Below are 25,129 nucleotides of genomic sequence, written 5' to 3'. Positions count from 1 at the left end.
GCTCCTCAGCTCTGGGGCTCGATGATGAGATTCAGGTCGCCGTCCACATAGGCCGTCCGGCCCGGAAGGACGAGGGTTGTCGCGAACTTCTCGGCGACGAGGGCGGGGCCCTGCACCCGCTCGAAGGGCTGGAGGCGCTCCCGAACGTAGATGGACACCTCGACCTGCTCGGTCGTGCCCGGCAAGGTGAGCTCCGTCGTGCGGAGGAACGCCTCCCCGTCGTCGGGGGTGAGGTCGGTCTTGTGCTGCTCGCGCGGGATGATCGCCGTCACCTCCACCGTCGAGATCACGACGGGGATCTCCGTCGCCGCGAAACCGTATGACTCCCGGTAGAAGTCGTGGAACTGCGGCACCAGATCGGTCACACTGTCGGCAGTGAGTGCGCCGGAGTGGATGGGCATGCGGTTGTCCCACGTCTGGCCTCGATACATCGCGAATACGGCCCGCTCGAAGAGGATTCGACCCACGTCGGCGCCCTGGCTGTCGAGTTCGCCGCGGATGCGGTCCTGCAGCCCGACGAAGGCGGCCTCGATCGCCTCGGCGCTCGACGGTGCGAGCGGGCTCATGATCGACTGTGCCCGGGTGACCATCAGGTCGCTGCGGAGCAGCCCCATGGCCGAGAACTGGCCGGGGTTGCGAGGCACGATCACCTTGTCCAGGCCCAGGATCTGCCCGACGCGGTCGGCGAGCATCGGGCCGGCCGACCCCGAGGGCTGCAGGGCGAATTCGCGGACATCGAGTCCCCGGTAGACCGAGATCGTGCGGACCTTCGCGGCGATGTCCTCACACGCGACCTCGTAGGCCGCCGAGGCGAGCTCGAGGGCCGACATGCCGAACTGCTCCCCGGTCTTCCGAAGCGCTTCGAGCGACGCGTCGACGTCGAGCTGAATGGAACCGTTGGCGAACAGGTCCGGCTGGAGGACCCCGAGAGCCGCGCACGCATCGGTGAGCGTGGGCTCGACGCCACCGCGCCGGTAACACACCGGACCGGGATTCGATCCGGCCGAAGCCGGACCGACCGCCACATTGCCGAGCGTGCTGGGCCGGATCAGGCTACCGGCACCCGAGCCGACGCTCTCCACGTCGACCAACGGCATGGTCAGGGTGAGACCGGTTTCCAGCGTCCACAGATCGGTGAGCGGCGTCTTGCCGTGCACGATCGCTGCCACGTCCGTGCTCGTGCCACCGACGTCGATGGTGAGCAGGTTCGGCGAACCGCTCTCATTCGCAAGCTTGACGCTGCCGCTCACGCCGCCGACCGGGCCGGAGACCAGCTGGAACACCGGGGCACGCCCCGCGTCGGCGAACGTCGCGACCCCGCCGTTCATCATCATGATCCACAGCGTCCCAGCGTAATTACGCTCGGACAGCTGGCTCATCAGACGGTCGAGGTAGCCCACGACGGCCGGGCCCACGTACGCGTCGAGGGCGACGGTCGTGGTGCGCTCGTGCTCCTTGGTTACCGGGTAGAGCGCCGAAGTTTGAATGTAAGCGTCCGGCAACTCTTCTGCGACGATCTCGGCCGCCCGCTGCTCGTGGGAGGGGTTGATGTACGAGTTCATCAAACACACCGCCACCGACTTCGCACCCTGGCTCGCCAGGGAGCGTGCAGCGTCGCGAACGGCATTCTCGTCCAACGGCAACAACTCCGACCCGTCGTACCGCAGGCGCTCGGGAACGCCAAAACGCGATTCACGCTGCACGATGGGCCGTTCCTGGTGCGGCCGAAGCCAAGTGGGATCGTAGAAGCGGTCACCGAATTCGCGGTGCATGCGACCGATGTCGAGCAGATCGCGGTGACCGCGTGTCGCGATCAGACCGGTGCGCTCGCCGGTGCGACTGAGCAAGGCGTTGATGCCCACCGTATGGCCATGCACAATTTCGGCGACATCCGGGATCTCGACGCCTATCGCCGCGATACTCTGCAGGACGCCTTCCTCCTGTTGGAGCGTCGAGAGCACCTTGCCGTCTCGGGTTTCTCCCGTTCTGCGGTTGAGCCCGATAATGTCGGTAAAAGTGCCGCCGACATCGATGCCGACGATCCAGTCGGCCACCCCGTCACTCTGCGTCATATTCTGGCCTCCGTGCTGTGTGCTGCAGTGACATACGCAGTGCATTTGCGCCACGCTTGTGTTACAGGTCACTCTTCCGCACGGAGGTGGCGGGAACATCTGCCCGAGGTCGTAGATTCGTACGACCTTCGGTCGGCGACAGCCTCAGGTGATAGTGCGCGTGACGTCGGAATTGCGCAGCCAGATCGACACAGCCTCGGCCCTGTTGGATGCACCGAGTTTGCGCAGGATACGGGTGATGTGGGTCTTCACGGTCCCCTCGGAGATGACCAACCTGCGGGCGATCTTGCCGTTGGAGTCGCCATCCGCCATGAGTCGCACGATCTGCACCTCACGGCGGGTGAGGACGGAGTCGTCGTCGCGACCGAGCGCGACGGACTTCGCTAACCCGGGGCCGGACGCCTTGGTCCAGCGCCCGAGGCCGTCCAGCTGCGTACGCAAAGCCGACAAACCCTCCAGCACACTGACTCTCGCCAGGTTCTGGCTCATCCCTTCGGCGAACGTCGACAACAGCGCTTGATCGACACTGGTCAGATTGCGTTGCTGGTGATAGCAGTCGCCGTGCACCAGTCCGACGACGTCACCGTCGACCATCAGCGGCGCAATGCCATACGACGAGGATTTGGTTATCTCGGCCAGCGGGCGGTTGACGCGTGGGTTGTCCTGCACCTCGTGGACGAGCGTGGCGCGTGCACCGACCACGGTGTCGTTCTCGACGAGCATGCGGTCGAGAACCGGCGGATCCTCCCTACCCACAGCCACGATCTCCTCCGCCCAGCGAGGGTCGCGGACGACGTGCATCGAATGCAACCGCCACGACCCGTCCACCGTCGACAACAGCGCACGATCGAAGCCGAGGCTGCACACCGCCTCGGGAGCGCGGGCCAGCAGCGCGTCGACCGTCTGCGCGTCGCCGACCCGTGCCAACGCCGACTGAACCTTGGCCAAAATCTCCGCGTGGTCGGCCAGCCCCAGCTGCGCCACCGCAGCCTCCGCCTCGCGTATGCGACCCAGAATCGCCATCAAGGATGTCAGAACATCGGACGACGGGTCGTTTCGGCCGATCGCACGCGTCATCTCGGCGGTCACGAGGTCCCACAGCCAGCCCAGCGCCTGACCGTGGGACTGTGCACCGACCGGGTGCGGACCGCTGAGGTCGCGGTCCAGCAGCACACTCACGTCGTGGGTGATGCCGGCGATCGCATCGTGCAGCGCCACGGCATCGTGCCGGATCGACGTGTTGCGCATACTGCACTCCCATGAAGTCGCTGACCTACACCATGCTAGGCATCCCCGTGATCCACGTCACTGCCCGCGACCCGCGGCGCGGGCTAGCGACGCTGCGGTTCCAGCGCCGCGGCCTCCGGGGCCTCGGACGATGCGGTCGCGTCACGCGTCACCCGACGGGATTGGTCGGACAGCCCGCCACCGATTACCAGTACCGCACACCCGATGATCAGTAGCGACACTCCCCACGTCGCGTGGCTGGACGACATGGTCACCATCGTCAGCGCAAGGATCGGGGCCAAGCCCCCTGCTGCGGCGCCGCTGACCTCCCGGCCGGTGCCGATGCCCGAGGCGCGGACCTCGGTGGGGAATTGCCGCGCCATGTACGGGCTTGCCGCCACCATGATCATCGGTGCCAGGACACCGGTCGTGACCACCATGACACCCCAGATGAGCGGGGATCGGCCGGTGTCGAACAGCCAGAAGGCAGGGAAGGCCATCAGCGCGACCCCGATCGCGCCGCCGATCATGACCTTGCGGGTGTCCACACGGTCGGACAGGCGCCCGATCAGCGGACACGCGATGATCGCCGCGATACTCGCGAACGTCACCCCGAGGGCGCCGACATTCTTCGCCACACCCTGAAACTCCGTGAGGTAGGACAGCGAGAACGTCTTGAAGGTGTACGAGAGCGCGGAGTACCCGCCGTACACGGCCGCCACCACGAGAAGGCCCTGCCAGTTACCACGCACCAGGTCACGCAGAACCTGGAAGCCCTTACGTTGCCGCGCCTCGGTCGCCACCTTCTCGAATTCCTCCGACTCGGGCATCGCGCGGCGAATCCAATAGCCCACGATTACGATCGCGAAGCTCGCGATGAACGGCACGCGCCATCCCCACGTGTAGAGCGCTTCGTCGTCGAGGCTGGTGACCGCGGCGACAGCGAGTGACGCCGCGAGCAGGCCGATCTGTGCGCCCATCACCGGGTACGCGCCGTACCGGCCCCTGGTCTTCTCGTCGGCATGCTCGTAGGCCACCGTGATCGCACTGCCCAACTCGGCACTCGCGCCGAAGCCCTGCAGGATCCGCAGAATGATCAGCAGCGCCGGTGCCGCTACGCCGATCGCGGCATACGAGGGCACGAGTCCGATGAGCCCGGAGGCGATTCCCATGATCAGTAGGCTGATCGACAGCACCGCCTTGCGCCCGATGCGGTCACCCAGGATTCCGAAGAGGATGCCACCGAAGGGCCGGGCCAGGAATCCGACCGCGAACGTGGAAAACGCCGCGAGGGTGCTGGCCGACGAATTCGCCGACGGAAAAAATACCTTCCCGAAGACGAGCGCCGCCATCGACGCGTAGAGGTAGAAGTCGAACCACTCCAGCGACGTTCCGATGATGACTGCCGCGCCGACCTTCTTCACCCTTTGCGGGGATTTCTGCCCAACGGATATTTCGCGTTTCTGCTCCACGCGTCAAGTCCTCTCTCAGTGGCCAACCTGCCGCGTGAATCTATTATGCATAATCTTTAAAATCAAGCGATGGGGATCACTGTGGGTGGTTTCATGAGAGGTGCGCCACTCCCCCTGCGGTGCGAAACGACATGGGTGCCCTCTGCACACGTGCCGTTACTCCGATCGGGCCGCCGTCTCGCTCCGATCGCTCCGCCCAGCTGTGTCGAACGGGAGCTGTTCGACTGCAGGGGAATTGAGAACCTCAACCGTCTGCCTGCCGGACCGCAGTTCGGCGACGTCATACACGGCCGCCCGCGCCCGCTCGACATCGGCAAGGATCTGCGGCGATCGAACACGGCCGAGGACGCACTCGGCATCCCGGACGGGCACAGGGGCGTTCACCGACCAGCCACCCTCGTCAGTCTTTCCGGGGCGGCGCGATGGGTCACATGAGTTCACTAATAATGAACCCTTGTGAAGACCAAGTGGAATACACACCTCCAGGACGGGGCCACATTGCACAGCGATCCGCCCATCCTCGATTACGGTGCGTGCCGTCCGCGGCGCTCCTTCCACTCGTTCCAGCGCCAACCCGCCTCATCCCCCTTGACTGCCCCGCTGCCGGTGTCGTAGGTGGGGCGCAGGTACAGCTCGATACGAGTCGAGCCGAAGATGCCTGGCTCATTTGGTTCGTTCGAAGGCTTCGATCGCGTTAGTGACGCGCTGCGGCAACGTCTCCGTCGAGGGATTCCTTCAATCCCCCACTGAAGACATCGTTGTCGTCGCCGGCAACCATATGGCCGGCCCCCGCGACGTCGATCAGTGTGGCGGTCGGGATCAGTTCGAGCAGTTCCTTAGCGCCTTCCTCGCTGACCACATTCGATTGCTTGCCACGAACGAGCATCGTCGGAACGGTGATTGCCGCGGCTGCCTCCCGCGCGCGTTCGTAACGCACGATCGAATCCGCTAGCCGGGTCGGTTCGTCACCCTGGCGCAGGAACGCCGGATCCCAATGCCAATACCAGCGACCATCACGCAGGCGAAGGTTCTTCCGCAACCCTTGCGGGTTGGGCTTGCGGACACGGTTCGGGGTATACGCCGCGATCGCCGCTGCAGCGTCGTCGAGACTCTCGAAACCGTCGAGGCCGCTGCGCATGAAGTCCATGATTTCCGCGGTGCCGGCCGTTTCCACCTTCGGCGCGATATCGACCAGAACCAGGCCGCGAGCGAGCTCCGGGTTCTCCCCTTGCCCGATCAACGACGTCATCCCGCCCATCGAGGCACCGACGAGTACCGGCTTCTCCCCCAGCTCGCCGATGATGGACATCAAGTCCGCGACCAGCGCATCGATGCCGTAGTCCCCGTCCGGCGCCCACTCACTGTCTCCATGCCCGCGTGCGTCCAGCGCGATCGCGGACCACCCGTCCGCCGCGAGGCTGCGCCCGGTGTTCCGCCAGGAATGCCGGGTCTGCCCGCCGCCGTGTAGCAGCAGCACCAAGCCTTTCCTGTCGGCGCCTGATCCGCCGGCGCCCTGTGCCGGTGGATCCCACGGTCGGCGGCAAGGGTGACACCGACACCGCGGAATTCGGGCTGTGTGACTACGGTATCCATCGAGCTTCCGCACCAACATCGCTCGAGTCGAGCATTCTCCACCACGGTGCACCACGGGATGAACAGTGATTCACCTCGTATTCGTTGCGACGTAGATTTCGCCGCGCACCCCGGCCGCACCGGACGCAAAGGCCGCTATCGAGTAGCGAGTGCCAGGCGTTCCGGCGCTCGTCCAGCGCGGATCACCGCTTCCACGAGCGACCAGGCCCAGCACGCCCGGCGACGCGAGTTCATCGCAATGACCGTCGAGGCGGCGACGCGCACCGCACTCGCGCGGCTCAACGCAACGGGATGAATCGCGGCAGTTTCCCGGTGGTCTGATGACGCTGAAGACGCTCGACGACGCGGATCTGGATCTCCGCTTCGCTCAGCCCGTGCCGGCGCAGCGCGGCGATCACCGACACGGTCAGCCGGTCCACGTCGGGGGTACCCACGGCGAGGATCTCCGCACCGCCGGCGGTCTGCCTGACCTGGTATTCGGAGACGCGAGGATCCGTGCCGAGGACGTGTCGGAAGACACTCGCAGGGATCCTGCATGTCGGGTAGCGGAAATCGTCGTCGCGCCGCCCGCCGATGTCGGCCAGCCGCGCGAATGTGCTTCCACATGGGCATTTTCCGGGTAGCCACGTGACCTGATCGCCGAGGTCGTAGCGGATGAACGGGAACGTGCGGTTGGCGAGACCGGTGGCCAGCGTACGGGCGGCGGGCATATCGGCAGCGACCGGCGTCCCGTCGTCGTCGACACGTTCGAGAACGACCTCGTCCTCACACACGTGCAGTCCCTCACCGTGCCCGCAACCCACCGCCTGCACCCCGATCTCGGTCGATCCCCACAGGTTGTGCACGGGAATGTTCCACGCCTGCCGAATCGCCTCGCGATCCTCCTCGAGCAGCGGTTCGGAATTGGTGCTCACCCGCACCGGGCTGATCTGCAGATCGCCCACCGCTGCCGCGCGGGCAAGGCGACCGATCACCGTCGCATAGCCGACGAGGTGCGTGGGCCGCGCGGCCGCCACGGCGGCGAGGACCTCGTCGAACGGTGCGCCTGCAGGGATCACGACCGTGCTCATTTCCGGTGCGGTCGGCACATCGAACAGCGGTGTGCTGGCATGCGGTGGGCCGCCCGCAGCCAGTACGGCCAGGCGCGGACCCGACGCCGGCGACGACCCGCGCCGCTCCTCCCGCGCCTGCATCCGCCAGGCCAGGGAGGCGGTGGAGACGAAGAAGTCCCAATCCCACACGTACACGCCGCGCACGCCGCTCGACCCGCCGGAGCTGAAGATCTGCTGATCGCCTCGAGTGTACGAAAACCATTGCTGCCCAGCCAGTATTCTTTCGGTCCGCGTGCGGTCGAGGTCGGCGACCGTGACGATGGCGTCCCACTCGTCCTGCGCGTCGCATTTCGTCATTATCGGCAACCGCGCCAGGTCGGCGACCGTTGCCGACGAAGGATCGAGACCACGCAATCGGCGTGCGTGAAAAGGCGACCGTTCGACGGCGTAACCGAGGAAGGCCCGTAGCCGCTGGTCGCGGTACCGATCGATCTGCTCCCGCGTCCAATCCAGGCGCTCGACGTGGTCCTCGAGCGCCGCCTGCACCCCGTGGAGATGGGCGGCACGCATGCGCTCGTACGCCGTTCGCTCGGCGATCACCGATTCATCCTCGGAGACCGATCCCACCATCGGGGTTCCTCTCGCTCGGTGCCGTGCCCAGCGCCGGTCACATCGACCATCGCACGCGGGCGGGACTCGGCGCGTAACGATTCGTCGTCGAAATCGGACGTGCGAGTGCAAAACCGGAACGTTCCACGCGGCACCCTAGACGCTAGAGGTGCCTGGGGTGGCCCTTCGTTCACCGTGGTGTGTTATTCAGGGCTCATGACTGCGTCGTCGATCGATCCGCCCGCAGGGGCCACCCTCTCCGCCATCCGAGCCGTCGCACCCAAGCTGGCGCCCAGCGAGCGTCGCGTGGCGGACGTGTGCGTGGAGCGCCCGCAGGATGTTGCCTGGTGGTCCGCGGCCGATGTCGCGGAACACGCTGAGACGTCGACTGCCACCGTAATCCGTGCGTGCCAGAATCTCGGATTCAAGGGGTTTCAACACTTACGAATGTTGCTGCTGAGAGATCTGGGGTCGGCCGATCCGGGGTCAGAGGGAAAAACCGCCGCCGACGAGACCGGCACCGGACTGGTGCGGGCCGTGTTCGCCGAATTGGCGACGGATCTCGCCGGCGCCCTTGCTCCGCTCGACGAAGACGCGTTCCAGCGGGCGGTGACGGCACTCGCAAAGGCGGAGCGGGTGCTCGTGGTCGGCAACGGTGCCTCGGGACCGTCGGCGGCGGCCCTCGCCGTGCGGTTCATCCTCAACGGCCGCCACGCCGAAGCGCCGACCGACGCCGTGATCCAGCAATTGACCGCCGGACACCTGACCTCCCGGGACGTGTGCCTCGCGGTGAGCGACAGCGGATTGAACTCGGTCACCCTGCGGCCGGTCGAGGCCGCCCGCACGGCCGGGGCCACGGTCATCGGCGTCACCAGCTACGCCCGCTCGACCCTCGTGGAGAAATCCGACATCGGGCTGGTCATCGGCGGCGGTACGGGACCGTGGGGTGGACTGGGCGCATCGGCCACGGTGGTGCAGCTCGCGTTCCTCATCAGCCTGCAGATCGCTGTCTGCCGGGCGCGGGGCGGCTCGGCCGAGGCCGCAGCCGAGACGTTCAAACAAATTGTGCCGCTGATCCATCCGTGAGGCATCGCGCTCCAGCCGTTGCGCGAAGCATCATCGATGATTGGATCGCCATTCGCCCGCCATTAACCTGACCCTGGCTAACTACCGATGTAACGAAATTCCCCGTCTCGCCGAGATTGGGTAACGTCATTTCATCGGGAGAGGCCAATGGGCAGGATTCGGATCGAGAATCTGAGTCGAAAGTTCGCAGATTTCACCGCAGTCGACAACATCGACCTCGACATCCGGGACGGCGATTTCCTGGTCCTCCTCGGGCCCAGCGGGTGCGGAAAGACCACGCTGCTGAGGATGCTCGCGGGCCTGCTCGAGCCGACCAGCGGACGGATCATGCTCGACGACGACGACATCACCGCCGTACCGTCCCGGCGCCGGGACGTCGCGATGGTCTTTCAGAGTTACGCGCTCTACCCCCACCTCAGCGTCGCGAAGAACCTCGCGTTTCCGTTGCGCGTGAGAAAGATTCGCAAGTCGGAGGCCGCAGAGCGCGTCGAAGCCGTCGCCCGGCAACTCGACATCGCGCACCTGCTGGGCCGGAAGCCGAAGGAACTGTCCGGTGGCAAGCGGCAACGTGTCGCGGTCGGGCGCGCGATCGTGCGTGATCCGAAGGCATTCCTGATGGACGAGCCACTGTCCAACCTCGATGCGAAGCTCAGGACCGCGACGAGGCGCGAGCTCACCGAACTCCATCGCCGGCTCCGGGCCACGTTCGTATACGTCACCCACGATCAGGTCGAGGCGATGACGATGGCGACGCGGATCGCCCTGCTCAACAACGGCGCACTCGAACAGGTCGGAACACCCGAGGACGTCTACGACCGGCCGGCGTCCGTGTTCGTCGCCGGTTTCCTCGGCAGTCCCGCGATGAACCTGCTCGACGCACGTGTCCGCACCGTGAACGGCACTGTTGTCGCGTCCGCCGAGGGCGTGACCGCACCGCTGTGGCCGGGACAAACAGACGGCCGCGACGTCGTCCTGGGCATCCGGCCGGAGCATCTCCGCGTCGTCGACCCTACGGATCATCCAGGGGTGCGGCTGTCGGTCGATGTCACGTCCGTCGAGAATCTCGGCAGTGAGCAGGTCGCGTACTGCGAGGTCGGGGGTGCCACGGTCTGCGTGCGAGCACCGCGGCCGATTGCACTGCGCGCCCATCGATCCGCCGTCCTCACCGCGGATCCCGCCCACGTGCACCTCTTCGACCGCGAGACCGGACGCCGCCTGGAATGGGTCGACGTCCCCGAACTCACCGACCTCGACTCCGCGGCCCCCACGGCTGTGGACCATTCTCCCGAAATACTTTCCGCAACAGGAGCAGCGTGATGCGTAGATCGACATTCTCTGCCGTCGTAGTGGCGGCTGTGGCCGCCGCTCTGACCGGCTGTGCCACCGGCGGTGCCGCGCCGGACGCCTCGGGCACCGGCGCACCGGTCCCGGAACTGGGCCCTGACCAGCAGGTCGACATCGTCTTCGAGTCGTACAACCTCCAACAGGCCGGGCTCTGGTCGGACACGATCAACGGCCTCGTCGCCGACTTCGAGGCGCAGCACCCGAACATCGACGTGAAGGCCCAGCCGCCGCAGGGCAGCGGCACGGCCGGCGCCGAAACTGCGAGTAGTGTGCAGACGCAGTTGCTCGCCGGATCACCCCCCGATGTGGCCCAATTGACCTTCGACACTCTCGATTTCGCCGTCAATGAACTCGGCGCCCAGTCGCTCGACGGACTGTTCGGCACCGAGGCCGTGGAAGCGACGTTCGGCGGGGAACACCCGTTCCACCCGCGGGCCGCGACGCTCGGCGACTGGGACGGCGAAACGTACGGCATCCCGTACGTGTTCTCCACACCGACCCTCTTCTACAACGCGACCGCGCTCACGAAGGCCGGACTGCCCGCCGACGCCGACCTGTCGACGTGGCCGAAGGTGGCGGCTGCCGCCAAGGCCGTGACCGCGGCGACCGGCAAGCCGGCGCTGTCCGTGTCGTGTTCGGTCAAGGGCGGCAATTGGTGCATGCAGGCGCTGTTCCGCTCGGCAGGCGGCGATGTGCTGTCGCAGGACCGCAAGACCGTCGAATTCGGTACACCCGAATCGGTGTCAGCGGTGACGATGCTGCGGCAGATGTACGACGACGGCGTCCTCGCCAACCTCGATTCGACCACCCAATACGAGAGTTTCGCGAAGGGCGACGTGGCGATTCAGCTACAGACGTCGGCTCTACAGGGGATGTTCATGAAGTCGGCGGCGACCGGCGGCTGGGACTTGCGCGCCGCACCGATGCCCGCCTTCGAAGGTCACGCCGCCGTGCCCACCAACTCGGGATCCGCTCTGTTCACGTTCTCCCAGGATCCGGCGAAGCAGCGCGCGTCGTGGGAGTTCATCAAATTCATGACGAGCGACCACGCATACACCCAGATCTCCAGCAAGATCGGCTACCTCCCGCTGCGCCCATCCCTCACCCAGGACCCGGCTTCGCTGAAGGAATGGGCCGACAACAACCCCCTCCTGGCACCCAATCTCGGCCAGCTCGACAAGCTCGAGGCCTGGAAATCCTACCCCGGCAACAGCTATGTGCAGGCCGACGACATCCTCGGCCAGGCGGTGGAGGACGCGGTCTACTACGGCAAGGACCCGGCCGCCACCATGCAGGCGGCGCAGCAGCGCGTGCAGGAACTCATTCAATAACCACTTTCGAACAGGACGAGACACCGACACCATGACCAGCACTCTGCCTGCGTCGACTAATCATCGACGTCTGAACCTGACCGGCACGTACAACTTCCGCGATCTCGGCGGGTTCCAGACTGATACGGGGACCACCAAGTGGAACAAGCTGTTCCGGTCGGATGCGCTTCACCAGCTCGACCAGCCGGCCCGCAATCTGCTCCGGCAGCGGAGACTCGCTCTGGTCATCGATCTCCGCGAACAGCAGGAGCTCGACGACAGTCCGAGCGCACTCGACGGCGTCGGACACCGGGTGGAACACCTGCCGGTGTACGAGGGCGAGATCGACCTCGACGGCGCGAACTTCGACCTCGCGGTCGTCTACCGCGTCATGGTCGAGAACTACGGACATCGTTTGACCCGCGCCGTCCGCGCCATCGCCGCCTCGGGCGATGACCCGACCGTCGTGCACTGCACCGCAGGAAAGGATCGCACCGGGCTGGTCATCGCTCTCACCCTCGCGGCGGTGGGTGTCGATCAACGCGACATCGTCGCCGACTACGCGATGTCCGAGACCCTGCTGGCCGGCGACTGGGCGCTCGGCATGGCCGAGAGGATGCGCGCCCGTGGCCTGCCCGACGACGTGGACGTCGATCACCTCGTCGGCGCCAGCCCGGCCGCGCTGATGCGCACGACCCTCGACTCCATTGCAGCCGCGCACGGCGACGTCCGCGACTACCTCCGCGGTCACGGCATGACCGAGCGTGAACTCGACGACCTGCGCAGCGCACTCGTCGCCTGACACCCACTTCCACAGGAGAAACTTCATGTCCCAGTACCGGGAACCCGACCACTACATCCTGCACGTGAGCGACACCCACTTCGTCACCGACGGCGCCCTGCTCCACGACTGCGTCGACAGTGACGCCAACCTCACCCGCCTGTTCGAGCGCCTCGAGAAGGCCGGTAGGCGGCCCGAGGCCATCGTGTTCACCGGCGACCTCGCCGACAGGGGCGAGCCCGAGGCGTACGCGCGTCTGCGCCGGATCGTCGAGCCCGCCGCGGAGCGCCTCGGCGCGAAGGTGATCTGGGTGATGGGCAACCACGACGCCCGGCCCGCCTTCCGGAGCGGTCTGCTCGACGCCGAACCCACCGAGGACTCGGTCGACGCGGTCGTCGATGTCAACGGATTGCGGATCATCGTGCTGGACAGCACGGTTCCAGGTTTCCACCACGGTCTGATCAGCGACGAACAGTTCGCCTGGCTGACGGACGTCCTGGCCGAGCCGGCACCGCACGGCACCCTGCTCGCCCTGCACCATCCGCCGGTGCCGGGCCTGCTCGACGCCATCGAGTCGGTGGAGTTGAAGGAACAGCACCGGCTCGAGACGGTGCTCGCGGGCACCGACGTTCGCGGCATCCTCGCCGGACACCTGCACTACTCCACGACGTGCACGTTCGCGGGCATCCCGGTATCGGTGGCATCGGCGACCTGCTACACCCAGGATCTGTTCGTCGGCGAGGGCAGCATCCGGGGTCAGGACGGTGCGCAAGGTTTCAACATGGTGCACGTCTACCGCGACCGCGTGCTGCACACGGTGGTCCCCCTCGACGTGTCCCCCGCCGTGTACGAGATGACTGCGGACGAGATTCGGCAGTCGATCGAGCAGCTCACGGCGCCCGTCGTCTGATGTTCGTCGAAGTTCCCGCCGAAGTCTCCGCCGGCAACGCCGACACACCGACAGTTCCGTCGCGGACCGGCCGGGTACGGCGCGGTCTCGCGCCTTACCTGTACCTCCTGCCGGCAGTCGTTCTGCTGATCGTGTGGATCTACAAGCCGCTCGGGGAGACCATCGGCCTGTCGTTCTACAAGTGGAACATGGTGCCCACCAGCGCGAAGGTTCCGGTAGGAATGGACAACTACGTTCGCGTACTGTCGCTGCCCGAACTTCACCAGGCACTGCGGAACACGATTGTGTACATCCTCGCGTTCATGGTGTTCTCGTTGCTGCTGCCGATGGTCGTCGCGCTGCTGTCGAACCGGGTCGCCGGACGATGGAAGACGCTCTACCAGGCCCTGATCTTCGTCCCGTTCCTCATCACCCCGGTGGCCGGCAGCGCGATCTGGCGGTGGCTGTTCAATCCCGAGGGCGGCACGATTCCCCGGATGGCCGCGACCCTGGGATTCGAGTTGGGCAACGTCTTTCGGGAACCCGGCCTCGCGATGCTCGGTGTCGTGCTGATCGTCGGGTGGCAGATGCTCGGCTTCGGTGTGCTCGTCCTTTCCGCCGGACTGGCCGGGATCAATCCCGACTACGCGTCGGCGGCGGCCCTCGACGGCGCGTCACCAGCGACCATCACCCGCAGGATCACCCTGCCGCTGCTGTCCCCGACGCTCGTGTTCCTCGGCCTCATGACGATCCTGCTGGGCGCGCAGTGGGCGTACCCGATCATCGACATCGTCACGCAGGGCGGCCCGAGCGGTGCCTCCACCAACATCTACTATCTGCTCTACCAGTTCGGATTCCAGAACTTCGACGCCGGATTGTCGGCTGCGGCGGGAACCCTGTTCTTCCTGGGATTCGGACTGATCGCCGTCGTGTTCGTTCGTGTGTCGGACCGACTGAGCTTCTACGACAACTAGGACACCTCATGGCATTTGCACTCGTCGATGCGCCGGCCCGATCGACCACCGTCGCCGCACCGACTCGTAATCCCGGCGACGCCCCGGTCGCCACCCGTTCCCGCACCCGGGTGACGACCGGGCACGTGGTGCTCGCCGCCGTCACCGTGTTCAGCATCTTCCCGGTGTACTGGATGTTCGCCACCGCATTCCGTCGTCCCGAGGACTCCCTGTCCGTCAGCCCCGTGCCGTCTCCGTTCAGTCTGGACAACTTCCGCTACGTGTGGGAGACCATTCCGATGGCATCGATGCTCGTCAACACGTTCGTCATGGCACTGGCGATGTCCGTCAGCCAGCTTCTGGTCGCGATCCTGGCCGCCTACGCGTTCGCGCGGTGGACCTTCTTCGGGAAGCAAATGTTGTTTCTGCTGTTCGTCGGATCCTGGCTGGTGCCGTTCCAGGTCACCATGATTCCGAACTACCTCCTCATCTCACAGATGGGCCTACTCAATACCGTTGCCGGCATCGTGATTCCGAACCTGTGCTCGGCGTTCGGTGTTCTGCTGATGCGCCAGCACATGGAAGCGTTTCCGCGGGAACTGCTCGACGCCAGCCTGATCGATGGCCAGAACTCGTGGGCCACCCTGTGGAAGGTGGTGCTGCCCAACATGCGTCCCGCCCTCGCCGCCCTGGGCATCATGCTGTTCATCTCGGCATGGAACGAGTACCTGTGGCCGTCGCTGATCATGCGCCAGTCGAATGCCGTCGTCCAGATTGGAATTCGCGGCTTCCTCGGCGCGGAAGGCAACAACTGGGGTGCGGTGATGGCCGCGTCCGGCCTCGCGTGCCTGCCCATCTTCCTGATCTACCTGTTCCTCCAGCGCTACGTCCGCGACGCATTCGTCCGGTCGGGCCTCAAATGATGTTCGACCTGCCACAACCCGAAGGAGCTCCGATGAAGATCGTCCAGATCAGTGACACACACCTGTCCGCCCACGGAGGGCGCACCCAGCAGAACTTTGAACTCATCGTCGACTACGTGAACAATCAGGTCCGTCCCGATCTCATCGTGCACTCCGGTGACATCGTGATCATCCACCCCGACGATGCCGACGACCGTGCGCACGCCCACACACTGATGCAGCGGTTTACCGCTCCGCTGCTTGTCGTGCCCGGCAACCACGACATCGGGGAGCCTGGCCCTGCGCCGTGGAAGGGGATCGGCGTGACCGACGCGCGGGTCGCCGCCTTCGAGGCGATGTGGGGTCCCGATCACTGGCGCCACGACGTCGACGACTGGACGGTACTCGGACTGAACAGCGAGCTCTTCGGTTCCGGTCTCGACCGGGAAACCGCGCAGTGGGCCTGGATCGAAGACGTGGCCGCGAACGTCCCCGACTCGCAGCGGGTGATCGTATTCCTGCACAAGCCGATCTGGAGTGCGCTGGACGAGCCGGTCGGGCATGCGGTCGACATCGGGGAATCCCGTACCCGGTTGCTCACGTCCCTGGGGAAGATGTCACTCGCTGCCGTCGGCAGTGGGCACGTGCACTGCTACCGGCAAACCGTCCGCAACGGGGTGCTCGAGATCTGGGCGCCATCCACCGGATTCATCGCCGGCGAGGGTGAATCCCTCCCCGGGCCGCTCCATCAACTCGGCATCGTCGAATACGACTGCACCGGCGGCGTCGTGCGCGCCGGCTACCGATCCGTGCCAGGTCTCGACGACGTCACGATTACCGCCGTGCCCGAGGTGACCGCGGCCATCGACGCACTGCAGGACAGCCCCATCGGGTGAATCCAGGCGAGTCGTCACCCCCCCGACACGTCATCCCAGGCGATGACCCCCTGGTGGCGCGACGATCGCGTAGGTGGCGTCCGCCGAATCGATTGTTCCACCGAACCGGCGTGGAGCCGCAACCATCTGATCTCTGTCCGCGCAGTGGTGGATCACGGTCCCGAGTGCCGCGTTGTGCGGGGTCAGAATTGCACCCAACAGGTAGTGCCCGTCGGCGGAGTCGAGCGCGATCACGCCTCCGACCGCGGTGACGGCGGGATGGAATGTGTCGAGGGATCACCGGCCAGCATCCAGGCCAGAGTGTTCTCGTAGTGCCGGGGACAGGAGTGCCCGCCATCGACATCGGGGTTCGCGGCCAGGATCGCGGCGAACCACTGCGAGAGCATTCGTTAACACGCCCCGGCGGTCCGTGAAGGGGCGTTGTCGACCGCGATCTCGGTCAGCTCACCGGCCTCGAGATGCTGAGCGGGCTGCGACCATCGAGGATCTCCGTACCCGTCACCACAACGCCGCACCGTGCAGGTGCCACGTCCGGTCTAACTGGAACACCGGATACCGGTAGTCCGGGCGGGTCCCGATCGGCAACCCGATCAACTCCCCCGCCTTCCGGCCCTTCTGTGCGACGCTGCGGATCGGCTCACTGGTCCGTGGTGTCCGCACTCGTCGGGCTCGTCGTCGGCGCGATCGTCGTCCTGCTCGCGCACCTGATCCCGAAACGGAAGAAGCGCGCCGCCTGACCGCGGTCCCCGACACCGTCCACCGCGTCGGGTAAACCCCGCGTCGTTCACGCGTGAGGCAGCGGTCCCGGTGCAAATCATCACGTTGCACTGCACGGCTTTTGCAGAGTCGAGGATCGCCGGATGCTCCAGGTCCAGGGGTTCGACCCGCACGAGTTCGGGCCGCAGCCAGGAGGTCAGCATCGACCACTGCCGGCGGTGATACGACCACCACGACACCGCCTGCCACGCCCGACCCCCCGTCTGGGGTTCGGTCTCCGACCAGATCCGATGCCCCCACCCCTGGGCCACCGTCAAATTCCGGGTCACCACCTGGGTCGGTCGCAACCCCAACGGCACCAACTGGGCCGGGTCGTCCAGATCGAGGATCCGCAGATCATCGGGCAACTCGAGCGCCCCGAGCGCGCGCCGCGAACCGGGCAACATCGGGAATTCCAATATCGACGCCTCCCAGCGGGCGAGGTTCCCGAAGCTTTATCGACACCCTCGACGAGATCACGAAGTCGACCAAGCATTCCATAGCCCACCGCGATCTGACAGATCGGCCGGATCGTTCCCCTGCCCGGGATCGGCGGTCGGATACGCGCCAAACCCGAATTCCTCCCCACCCCGGTCATCGGATGGTTCTGTGGCACATCACCGACTACCAACACGGCGCCTCGGAAGACAAGAGCGGGCGGCCCACACCAGCCGCCGCCGTACGTCCGCGGGCCGGCGGCGAAGTACCAGCTCGAATGGTTCCGCATCGACACCCCTGGTGGCCGTGGGCGACGTCCAGCGGGGTGACGTCCTGCTACAGGTCACCGCCGACAACGAATGGGTCTATCCACCCGGGTTCGTGGACTCGGACCCGATGGCGATTCCGCACACCCGCAAAGCAATGGCGTACCGACGGCGCACCCGAGTCGATCTGGAGCCGATCGCGGTGACCGACGCAGAAGTATGGTTCGCCGACGGCGGGCACCCCAATCCCCGACTGCGCACCGAACACCGCATCGTCTCCGCCGGCCTGCTGGTCGCGCTACTCCGACTCTGGAACCTCTGAACCGATCCGGAGGCTTCCTGGCTTGACTTGTGAATATGACATGTCCCGGAGGGCGGCGACGCACCGACATCGCCGCCGGCACGGGCTGGAGTGATCGCGCAACGCCAGGACACTAGTGGTGTGTCTCTGATTTAGCTGATCTTTTCGAGTGCGACGCGGCCGCGGGCGACCCTGGCGAGGATGGATTCGGCGGTCGCGGTCCATTCGTAGGGTCGGGGGTTTTCGTTGTGGGCGTCGAGGTATTCCTCGATCGAGGCGATGAGGTGCGGTACGGAATGAAAGACCCCGCGTCGCAGAGCTTTATCGGTCAGCTCTCGGAACCAACGTTCGACGAGGTTGAGCCATGAGGAGGAGGTGGGAGTGAAGTGCAGGTGGAACCGTGGATGCTTGTCGAGCCAGGCCCGGACCTTCTCGTGTTTGTGGGTGGCGTAGTTGTCCAGGATCAGGTGGATTTCCAAGTCCTTGGGCACCTCATGGTCGATGGTGCGCAGAAATCGCAGGAACTCCTGATGGCGGTGGCGCGGCAGGCACTGGCCGATCACGGTGCCGGTAAGGACGTCGAGCGCGGCGAACAAGGTGGTGGTGCCGTGACGCTTGTAGTCGTGGGTCATCGTCTCGCCGCGGCCCTTGATCATCGGGAGCGGGGCCTGCGTCCGGTTGAGGGCCTGCACCGACGACTTCTCGTCCGCACACAACACGATCGCCCGCTCGGGCGGGTTCAGATACAGACCGACGACGTCGACGAGCTTGTCCTCGAATCGCGGATCATTCGACAGCTTGAACGTCTCGACCCGGTGCGGCTTGAGTCCACGAGCGGACCACACGCGCTGGACCGTGTCCTTCGAGACTCCGACATACTCGGCCATCGTCCGGCAACTCCAATGAGTCTCGCCCTTCGGGCGGTAGTTCTGCGTCAGGTCCACGATCTCGTCGATCTTCTGGTGCGGGATCGAGGGCTTGCGACCTCGACCCTTGCGCACCTCGCCCAACCGCGCCATGCCATCCTCGGCAAACCGTGTCCGCCAGTTCGCCACCGATCCCGGCGATACCGACAACGCCTGCGCGATAGCCGTGTTGGCCACACCGTCGGACGCCATCAACAGCGCCTTGGCCCGCACCACCTCCCGGTGCGCACCCGTCTGCGACCGCGCCAACGACTCGAGCACAACACGCTGCCCATCGGAAATCTGCAAAGCGGGTACCGGATTCCTCATGCACGGATTCTATCGAATCAATCCATATTTATTTGCGAGACACACCACTAGGAGCGCTTCCATGCGCAGAACAGTTGGGTTCGCAGGCCGCCAACCCGTGGGCCCTCACCGCAATCGAACTCCCGGCCACATTCCCGGCTCCGGGATCTCCCCCACTGTGTGGGAGGTCCCCCCAGGCCGTACTCTCGGCGCGGTGCCCGGCCCGGTAGGTCGCCTCGAGCTCGGCGGCCCGCGGCGGGTGGTGCGGGCGGTGCCGTCGTAGCCCATCGCCGTCAGCTTGTCGTGCAGCACGTCCGCCCTGATCCGGCCCTGGCAGGCCTCCACCAGCTCCTCGATCTTCCCGAGGTAGGGGTCGATCGAGCGTGCGCCCAACCAGCTGCGCCGCCGAATGCGCACACTGGGTCAGGTCTTAAGCTTCCAAGATCTCCATCACTTCCCTCGCACACTTGGGTCTCGGGACCTTCGCCCGGTATTTACGCCAGCGTGTCACTCAGCGGTTTCGTGGCCGCCGACCCGGAATTCTCGTGTCCACTGATCCGGAGAAACCGTTGTCCGCCCAAACCGGAGCGAACTGACCGCCTACACGGATTCTGACGTGTCCATTGGCACCTCGACGAGGGCGTCGGTGGTTGGTCGAGACAGGGACAACGCGGTCATCTCGAGTAGGGCGATCATCGCACGACCGGCCCGGCCGTACTGGAGCAGCGCTGCTGCCTCGCGCACGTCACGTCACCCGCGCATCGTGGCGGTACCTGGACTGCTCCGCGTCCGCCGCCGGTCCCTCCGACGCCAGGCTATCCGAACGCCCACATTCCACGCCAAAGCCATTTAGGGTGACGTCCCGAGATCACCCTCGACGCCACCTCGCACACACTCGTGGCCGGGTAGCCCGACCGTTGCCTACCCCTGTGCACCCGGCAGCGGGGAACCCACCGTGAACGTGGCACCAAACGGATCGGTGATATCCGCGGTCCGCCCGTACGGCATGTCCGTCGGATCCTCCGCGATACCCCCGCCGGCCCGGGCCGCGGCGACGACCGCGTCGGCGTCGGCGACCTGGAAGAGCGTGCCCCAGGAGGACTCCGAGGCGGCCGGGTCGCCCACGACGCCACCGATCTCGTGCCCGTCCGGTCTGCGCAGAAAGGTGAAGTCCACGCCGGGCAGGTCGTCGTTCCCGTCCAGGGTGAAGTCGAACACCGCTGCGTAGAACTCCCGCGCCGGGCCTGGATTCGGGGTCACCAAGTCGTTGCGCAACAACGTGTTCGGCTCGTTCACGAGTTCGCAGCCCACGTGTGCCCGCCCCTGCCACAGTCCGAACTGCGCCCCGGACGGATCCCGCACCATCGCCATCCGACCCTGGTCGGCGATGTCCATCGGCTCCACCAGCAACGTGCCACCCGCGGCAACGGAGCGAGCGACCGTCGCATCGAGATCATCAGTCGCCAGGTAGACGTTCCACCAGAACTCGGTCGCGTTCTCGTCGGGATTCGGCATCAGCGCGGCGACCCTCTTGCCGCCGAGCAAACACATCGTGTACCTGCCGTACTCCTCGGGACCCACGTCGAACTCCCAACCGAATACCGACCCGTAGAACGCCATCGCCCGGTCGAGATCCGGGATGCCCAGGTCGATCCAGGTGGGGGTACCGAGTGGTTGATTTGTCGTGACCGTGCTCATCGCTGCTCCTCCGTCTGCCGGGTACCCACTCGACGCTAGCCCGCGGCACCGACGTTCGACGGCAGAGTCACGGGACTCGCTGTCGCGCTTAGCGAACCCCTCTGCAATCGACAGGACCGAATCCACCGATGCCCAGTATTCACCTCGCCGAAGCCTCCTTCCGGTCACCGAGAGCGGGTACCGGCAAGAACATCAAATCCCAGGTCCGAAGGCCCGTGTCCATGCGGCTCGCACTGCATTGTCGGGACCGTACCCCGCTTCGGAGATCCTGGTCCAGAGCACTTCAGCGAAGCGGGCCCTCGTCATCCCGGACGGCACAAAGATTTCGTCGTCCGGTGCACCGCCGTACCCATTGGCCCGCTGATTGCCCACCCGCACCGGTTCGGTGAACAGCGTTCCTCCGCCACCACCGACCGGATCGTCGATGTCCGCACCGCGCCGCACCTGGTCGCGGATGCCGGGTCATGACGGCTTTCGATGCCGAGTTCCCATGAGCTGCCCCCACCAGACCGGCCGGGCTTCCCCGCGGATCGGTCCGATCCGGGTTCCCGCCAGGCTCAACTTCCGCCATCATCTGAGGATAGAACTGCCGCCCACCGCCAAACAGCCGACGACTCCGGCCGCCCCGGTCAACTTCGGTTCGGCATCGGCCCTCGAAAGGCGGTGACACTTGTTTCGGGGCAACATGTTTGTTTTTTCCCTTCCCAACCTGGCGTTGACGACCTCGGTGTCCGGCTTCCGGAACCCCACTCGACGCCCCCGACTTGTCCGGCGCGGTCGGGCGTGACGATCGGTGCTCACCGGGCGCAGCAGCCCGATGAGCACCGATCGTCGAGGGTGATGAACGGGTGGGAAGGCCCGTACCGTCCACTCCCACGAGCACTATCCGACATCGCCTCCGTCACCGCCCACGGCGCTGCCGCCGCGGTTGCCGACACCGTCATCGGCCGAGCCGCCGGCGCAGTCGCCGCCGTCCCCACCCCGGGTGCCGCTCCCGGACGCACCCGGCTGGCAGTCGGCGGCGCCCGGACCGACCGGGACGGCAACCCCGGGGACGGCGGCCGGGGCGATGTTCGGCCCGTCCGTCGAGGCGGCGACCCCGCACCCGAGTGCAACGACCGCCGCCGCCGCGGCAGACGCAACGATCACCCTGAGCGTGACCCTGTAAGACATGACGCGTTACTTCCCGACACTGCCGCCGGCCCCACCGGTACCGTTGCCGCCGGTATTGCCGTTCCCGGTGCCGGCGTCGCCACCGGTGCCGGCACCGCCGTTGCCACCCTTCTGATTATTCTCGAAACCGATGTTGATTCCGCCGCCGACGACGTCGCCGCCCGCACCGCCGGTACCGGTTCCCCCGGTGTTGTTGTTGCCGTTGCCGGCATCCCCGCCGTTGCCGGCACCGCCGGTGCCGCCCTGCTGGTTGTTCTCGAAGCCGATATTGATCGGCACATCGAAGGGGAACGGGGCGGCGGACGCGGCACCCGCACCGAGGACGAGCATCGGCACCGCGGCGGCGCTGACGAGAAGGGCACGGACAGTGGTCTTGACGGACTTGGTGGTGTTCAACATGGTATTTCCTCCGGTGTGAGTTGAGTGGGTGACGCTTTCGATGCCGTCAACATTGCCGGTCGAGGCAGGGGTCTCTCATCCCCATCAGGGTGAACATCACTGCACCCCTCCAAGCCGGAACCCTCTTTGTTCCAATGCATTGCGGTACCTGCACGGGGTGATCGAAGGACCACCCTGAAGGGGATGCGGGTCGGGTTCGGCGTCGACCAGTGTGGACAGGGCAATCGCACCCCACCCACACTCCCTAGGAGAACTCCATGACCCAGCCCGAACCGACCACAGCGCACACCCCGCCGCCCCCGCCGCCCCCACCCTCGAACGTGGATGGGCCGTCGCGGCGATGATGTTCTTTTGGCCCCTCGCGTTCTTCGCGTTCAGCGACGCACTCAAAGTGTTCCCCCGCTGGTACAGCGGTGACCTCGACGGCGCCCGCGCCGCGTCGTCGCGAGCGAGGATGCTCGGCATCATCGCCCTGTGCCTCGGCGGCCTCCTCGCCGCCTGGTGCTTGATCACGGCCTTCCGAACCTGACCGACACCCGGAAACGCAGAGATGCAGCAGCGTTCCTGGGGGTGGCCACACACCACCCGAGGGTGGCTAACCCGAGTAGCCCCGGTCCACGACGATGGAAGGACAGCACCGGCAAGACCGAAACGTAGCGACCCGTCCCCGACTCCGAGAAAGCACACCGATGACCTCGAGCACCTCCAATGACCCGCCGACCGCAGACCCCCGACATCAACACCGCACCGCGCTGATCGAATACCGCGAGCAACTGTCCCGAGCCCGGTGGATCGCCGTGGTCTTCCCACTGCTGGTCCTGACCGTGTTGTCGGGGTTCTTCGCCGACATCCTCACCGCGTGGCTGCCCCTCGCCTGCCCCCTCGCCCTCGCCGTCGGCATCGCCGCAGCACTCCTGATCGGGCAGTGGCTCCACACCGTCGAGCAGATGCTGGCACCGGCGCCCACCACCTCGCCCGCGTCGCTGGGCGCCTTCCGGAAAGATCACCACCAGTGACGAACCCGGCCCTGATCTACACCGACCGCGGGCACACCCACGAAATGCCCCTGACCCCGGACCGCTCCCCCATCACCATCGGCCGCGCCACCCACGCCGACCTGTCACTGCAATCGGACCCGGACATCTCCCGCCTGCACGCCACCGTCGAACACCTCGGCACCTACTGGACCGTCACCGACAAAGGCCTCTCCCGCAACGGCACCATCGTCAACGGCACCCGGCTTCGGGGACGCCACACCCTGCACCCCGGAGATGTCATCCGGATCGGCGCCAGCACTCTCACCTACCACAGCCAGCCCGCAACCGACTGCGGTATCACCAATATCGGCGACGCCCTCGGCACACCGCCGCACCTCACCCCCGCCCAACACACCGTCCTGACCGAACTGTGCCGGCCCTTCTACGACGGCAGCGACTACCCCATCGCATCGAACCAACAGATCGCCGACGCCCTGCACCTGAGCATCGAAACCGTCAAAACACACCTGCAGGCCCTCTTCATCACATTCCAAATCGACGACCTTCCCCCACACCACAAACGCGCCCAACTCGCCGCCCGCGCCCTCACCCACAACATCCCCACCCCCTGAGACCCACACCCTCACCGGTTGCCTTCGCAAGCGGTAGTCACCCTGTACTGCACGCCCGGTCAGCACCCCGCGTTGCCGGGGACATCTCCTGCACCGACTCCTCGAGCCCGTACATGGACAGGTCCTTGCAGTCTTTTCTCGATCACCCCCTACCGCCACCCAAGGGCCTCACAGCCGGCGCTATCGACTCATCCATCAGCCCTATCCACGACGGCTGCGCAACCGCCTCCCTCGAAGAAAACAGGAACCGTGGCGGCGGATGGCGGTTCCCTTCTCTCACACACAAGAGGCACCGTCAGTGCGGCGTAGCATCCTGGTCACGGTGAGGGACTTGGGGTTCGAGTAACTCCGCAAACTCCTCGATGGTGACCTCCACGGTGCCGAACATGGGATCACCCCAGAAGGCATACCGCGGCAACAGGAGTCGGCCGGTCACGCTCAATAGCGGCCCTCCACCCGTTTCAACCGAGCGGGAGCGGTAACCTTGCCGCAGCGTCATGGAATGCTCGCACAATCGCGGCCGAAATCCGACCACGGAAGGACACTTTACGGCCCTCCCCGGTCGCCCACTCGCGAATCTCCTTGGTCGTCGCCTTCGCCGGAGCGGTGCCCGCCGCCGGAGCCTCCTTCACGGCCGCCGACTCCGCAGCCGCCGTCTTCGCGCCAGACGTCGTCGCGGGAGCCTTCCTCGCGACCTTCTTCTTCACGGCCGCCGTCTCCGCAACCGCCGCATCCGCAGCCGACTCCACAGCCGCCGACCTCGTGGCCGCCCCCTTCGCGACCGACTTCTTCACGACCGACGCCTCCGCCGGAGCCTTCCCCGCGACGACCTTCTTCACAGGCGTCTTCTTCGCCGGAGCCTTCTTCGCAGCCACCTTCTTCGCCGCCGGTGCCTTCCTGGCGACCGTCTTCTTCGCGGCCGTCTTCTTCGCGGCCGACGATTTCGCGGCTACCTTCCTTGCTGGCGCCGCTTTTGCCTGAGCGTCATGGAAGGCTCGCTCGATCTCGGCCGAAATCCGACCACGGGGCGACACTTCACGGCCCTCTCCGATCGCCCACTCGCGAATCTCTTTGGTCGTCGCCTTCGCT

Annotated in this window: 29 protein-coding genes and 1 pseudogene; 12 read left to right on the top strand and 18 right to left on the bottom strand. The window is 66.0% G+C overall.

Annotation, left to right across the window (positions count from 1 at the left end):
* Positions 1-5: 5 nt before the first annotated feature.
* The 6 genes and pseudogenes from ACH49N_RS02720 to ACH49N_RS02695 all read right to left on the bottom strand — a co-directional run bounded on the left by ACH49N_RS02720 (position 6) and on the right by ACH49N_RS02695 (position 8,046).
* Positions 6-2,072: a hydantoinase/oxoprolinase family protein gene (locus tag ACH49N_RS02720; protein ID WP_317764257.1), complete on the bottom strand. Its 2,067-nt coding sequence runs from the start codon at positions 2,070-2,072 to the stop codon at positions 6-8.
* A 144-nt stretch (positions 2,073-2,216) separates the two neighbouring features.
* Positions 2,217-3,320 (bottom strand): LuxR C-terminal-related transcriptional regulator, encoded by a 1,104-nt coding sequence (locus ACH49N_RS02715; RefSeq protein ID WP_358270239.1) that lies wholly within the window; start codon positions 3,318-3,320, stop codon positions 2,217-2,219.
* Positions 3,321-3,403: 83 nt separating this feature from the next.
* Positions 3,404-4,771, bottom strand: a complete 1,368-nt coding sequence (locus ACH49N_RS02710; RefSeq protein ID WP_358270241.1) for an MFS transporter — start codon at positions 4,769-4,771, stop codon at positions 3,404-3,406.
* A 156-nt stretch (positions 4,772-4,927) separates the two neighbouring features.
* The gene (locus ACH49N_RS02705; protein WP_358270243.1) at positions 4,928-5,155 is read right to left on the bottom strand and encodes a hypothetical protein; all 228 of its coding nucleotides are present in this window, start codon (positions 5,153-5,155) and stop codon (positions 4,928-4,930) included.
* A gap of 310 nt (positions 5,156-5,465) precedes the next feature.
* A pseudogene (locus ACH49N_RS02700) lies at positions 5,466-6,364 on the bottom strand (alpha/beta fold hydrolase).
* Between the two features lie 278 nt (positions 6,365-6,642).
* Positions 6,643-8,046, bottom strand: coding sequence for a phenylacetate--CoA ligase family protein (locus tag ACH49N_RS02695; RefSeq protein WP_358270245.1), 1,404 nt, complete (start codon positions 8,044-8,046; stop codon positions 6,643-6,645).
* Between the two features lie 195 nt (positions 8,047-8,241).
* On the opposite strand from ACH49N_RS02695, the gene ACH49N_RS02690 reads away from it, so the two are divergent.
* The 8 genes from ACH49N_RS02690 (at position 8,242) to ACH49N_RS02655 (ending at position 16,186) form a co-directional block, all read left to right on the top strand.
* Positions 8,242-9,111, top strand: a complete 870-nt coding sequence (locus tag ACH49N_RS02690; protein ID WP_358270246.1) for a MurR/RpiR family transcriptional regulator — start codon at positions 8,242-8,244, stop codon at positions 9,109-9,111.
* 147 nt (positions 9,112-9,258) lie between these two features.
* Positions 9,259-10,428, top strand: coding sequence for an ABC transporter ATP-binding protein (locus ACH49N_RS02685; protein ID WP_358270247.1), 1,170 nt, complete (start codon positions 9,259-9,261; stop codon positions 10,426-10,428).
* The gene (locus ACH49N_RS02680) at positions 10,428-11,786 is read left to right on the top strand and encodes an ABC transporter substrate-binding protein (RefSeq protein ID WP_358270249.1); all 1,359 of its coding nucleotides are present in this window, start codon (positions 10,428-10,430) and stop codon (positions 11,784-11,786) included. The genes ACH49N_RS02685 and ACH49N_RS02680 overlap by 1 nt, the downstream gene beginning before the upstream one ends.
* 31 nt (positions 11,787-11,817) lie before the next feature.
* Positions 11,818-12,567, top strand: coding sequence for a tyrosine-protein phosphatase (locus ACH49N_RS02675; RefSeq protein WP_358270251.1), 750 nt, complete (start codon positions 11,818-11,820; stop codon positions 12,565-12,567).
* 25 nt (positions 12,568-12,592) lie between these two features.
* Positions 12,593-13,456, top strand: coding sequence for a phosphodiesterase (locus ACH49N_RS02670; RefSeq protein WP_358270252.1), 864 nt, complete (start codon positions 12,593-12,595; stop codon positions 13,454-13,456).
* Positions 13,456-14,409, top strand: coding sequence for a sugar ABC transporter permease (locus tag ACH49N_RS02665; protein ID WP_358270253.1), 954 nt, complete (start codon positions 13,456-13,458; stop codon positions 14,407-14,409). The genes ACH49N_RS02670 and ACH49N_RS02665 overlap by 1 nt, the downstream gene beginning before the upstream one ends.
* An 8-nt stretch (positions 14,410-14,417) precedes the next feature.
* The gene (locus ACH49N_RS02660) at positions 14,418-15,311 is read left to right on the top strand and encodes a carbohydrate ABC transporter permease (protein WP_358270255.1); all 894 of its coding nucleotides are present in this window, start codon (positions 14,418-14,420) and stop codon (positions 15,309-15,311) included.
* A gap of 32 nt (positions 15,312-15,343) precedes the next feature.
* Complete coding sequence (locus ACH49N_RS02655; RefSeq protein WP_358270257.1) at positions 15,344-16,186, top strand: metallophosphoesterase; 843 nt, start codon at positions 15,344-15,346, stop codon at positions 16,184-16,186.
* Positions 16,187-16,216: 30 nt separating this feature from the next.
* Here the strand turns inward: ACH49N_RS02655 and ACH49N_RS02650 are convergent, their stop codons facing one another.
* The 3 genes from ACH49N_RS02650 to ACH49N_RS02640 all read right to left on the bottom strand — a co-directional run bounded on the left by ACH49N_RS02650 (position 16,217) and on the right by ACH49N_RS02640 (position 17,349).
* A complete protein-coding gene (locus ACH49N_RS02650; RefSeq protein WP_358270259.1) occupies positions 16,217-16,420 on the bottom strand; it encodes a hypothetical protein in 204 nt (67 codons plus the stop codon).
* Positions 16,417-16,572, bottom strand: a complete 156-nt coding sequence (locus ACH49N_RS02645; RefSeq protein ID WP_358270260.1) for a hypothetical protein — start codon at positions 16,570-16,572, stop codon at positions 16,417-16,419. Before ACH49N_RS02645 ends, ACH49N_RS02650 begins: the two co-directional genes overlap by 4 nt.
* 204 nt (positions 16,573-16,776) lie before the next feature.
* On the bottom strand, positions 16,777-17,349 hold the full coding sequence (locus ACH49N_RS02640) for a hypothetical protein (RefSeq protein WP_358270261.1): 573 nt from the start codon (positions 17,347-17,349) through the stop codon (positions 16,777-16,779).
* Positions 17,350-17,680: 331 nt separating this feature from the next.
* Here ACH49N_RS02640 and ACH49N_RS02635 point away from each other — a divergent pair, with 331 nt between their 5' ends.
* Entirely contained in the window at positions 17,681-17,968 is a 288-nt protein-coding gene (locus tag ACH49N_RS02635) for a hypothetical protein (protein WP_358270262.1), read from the top strand.
* A 131-nt stretch (positions 17,969-18,099) separates the two neighbouring features.
* Here the strand turns inward: ACH49N_RS02635 and ACH49N_RS02630 are convergent, their stop codons facing one another.
* The 7 genes from ACH49N_RS02630 to ACH49N_RS02600 form a co-directional block, all read right to left on the bottom strand.
* Positions 18,100-19,182: an IS630 family transposase gene (locus ACH49N_RS02630; RefSeq protein WP_358270264.1), complete on the bottom strand. Its 1,083-nt coding sequence runs from the start codon at positions 19,180-19,182 to the stop codon at positions 18,100-18,102.
* A gap of 105 nt (positions 19,183-19,287) precedes the next feature.
* A complete protein-coding gene (locus ACH49N_RS02625) occupies positions 19,288-19,578 on the bottom strand; it encodes a hypothetical protein (protein ID WP_358270265.1) in 291 nt (96 codons plus the stop codon).
* A 183-nt stretch (positions 19,579-19,761) separates the two neighbouring features.
* Positions 19,762-19,905, bottom strand: a complete 144-nt coding sequence (locus ACH49N_RS02620) for a hypothetical protein (RefSeq protein ID WP_358270266.1) — start codon at positions 19,903-19,905, stop codon at positions 19,762-19,764.
* A 177-nt stretch (positions 19,906-20,082) separates the two neighbouring features.
* Positions 20,083-20,859, bottom strand: a complete 777-nt coding sequence (locus tag ACH49N_RS02615) for a VOC family protein (RefSeq protein ID WP_358270268.1) — start codon at positions 20,857-20,859, stop codon at positions 20,083-20,085.
* Between the two features lie 192 nt (positions 20,860-21,051).
* On the bottom strand, positions 21,052-21,303 hold the full coding sequence (locus ACH49N_RS02610) for a hypothetical protein (RefSeq protein ID WP_317764505.1): 252 nt from the start codon (positions 21,301-21,303) through the stop codon (positions 21,052-21,054).
* Positions 21,304-21,741: 438 nt separating this feature from the next.
* The gene (locus ACH49N_RS02605) at positions 21,742-22,032 is read right to left on the bottom strand and encodes a hypothetical protein (protein ID WP_358270269.1); all 291 of its coding nucleotides are present in this window, start codon (positions 22,030-22,032) and stop codon (positions 21,742-21,744) included.
* A 6-nt stretch (positions 22,033-22,038) separates the two neighbouring features.
* Entirely contained in the window at positions 22,039-22,431 is a 393-nt protein-coding gene (locus ACH49N_RS02600; RefSeq protein WP_358270271.1) for a hypothetical protein, read from the bottom strand.
* Between the two features lie 211 nt (positions 22,432-22,642).
* On the opposite strand from ACH49N_RS02600, the gene ACH49N_RS02595 reads away from it, so the two are divergent.
* The 3 genes from ACH49N_RS02595 (at position 22,643) to ACH49N_RS02585 (ending at position 24,040) form a co-directional block, all read left to right on the top strand.
* Positions 22,643-22,960 carry a CD225/dispanin family protein gene (locus ACH49N_RS02595; protein ID WP_358270272.1) on the top strand — a complete coding sequence of 106 codons (318 nt, stop codon included), beginning with the start codon at positions 22,643-22,645 and terminating at the stop codon, positions 22,958-22,960.
* Positions 22,961-23,120: 160 nt separating this feature from the next.
* Positions 23,121-23,447: a hypothetical protein gene (locus tag ACH49N_RS02590; protein WP_317764511.1), complete on the top strand. Its 327-nt coding sequence runs from the start codon at positions 23,121-23,123 to the stop codon at positions 23,445-23,447.
* Positions 23,444-24,040 (top strand): FHA domain-containing protein, encoded by a 597-nt coding sequence (locus ACH49N_RS02585; protein WP_358270274.1) that lies wholly within the window; start codon positions 23,444-23,446, stop codon positions 24,038-24,040. Before ACH49N_RS02590 ends, ACH49N_RS02585 begins: the two co-directional genes overlap by 4 nt.
* Positions 24,041-24,335: 295 nt before the next feature.
* On the opposite strand, the gene ACH49N_RS02580 is transcribed toward ACH49N_RS02585, so the two are convergent.
* Both ACH49N_RS02580 and ACH49N_RS02575 read right to left on the bottom strand, forming a co-directional pair.
* On the bottom strand, positions 24,336-24,476 hold the full coding sequence (locus tag ACH49N_RS02580; protein WP_358270276.1) for a hypothetical protein: 141 nt from the start codon (positions 24,474-24,476) through the stop codon (positions 24,336-24,338).
* A 25-nt stretch (positions 24,477-24,501) separates the two neighbouring features.
* Positions 24,502-25,092 carry a histone-like nucleoid-structuring protein Lsr2 gene (locus ACH49N_RS02575; protein WP_397504409.1) on the bottom strand — a complete coding sequence of 197 codons (591 nt, stop codon included), beginning with the start codon at positions 25,090-25,092 and terminating at the stop codon, positions 24,502-24,504.
* Positions 25,093-25,129: the final 37 nt, after the last annotated feature.

Source organism: Rhodococcus sp. NPDC019647 (assembly GCF_044389235.1).
Classification (GTDB): domain Bacteria; phylum Actinomycetota; class Actinomycetes; order Mycobacteriales; family Mycobacteriaceae; genus Rhodococcus_F; species Rhodococcus_F oxybenzonivorans.
Note: the sequence above shows the minus strand (reverse complement) of the source record. Positions and strands in the feature narration are given on the sequence as shown.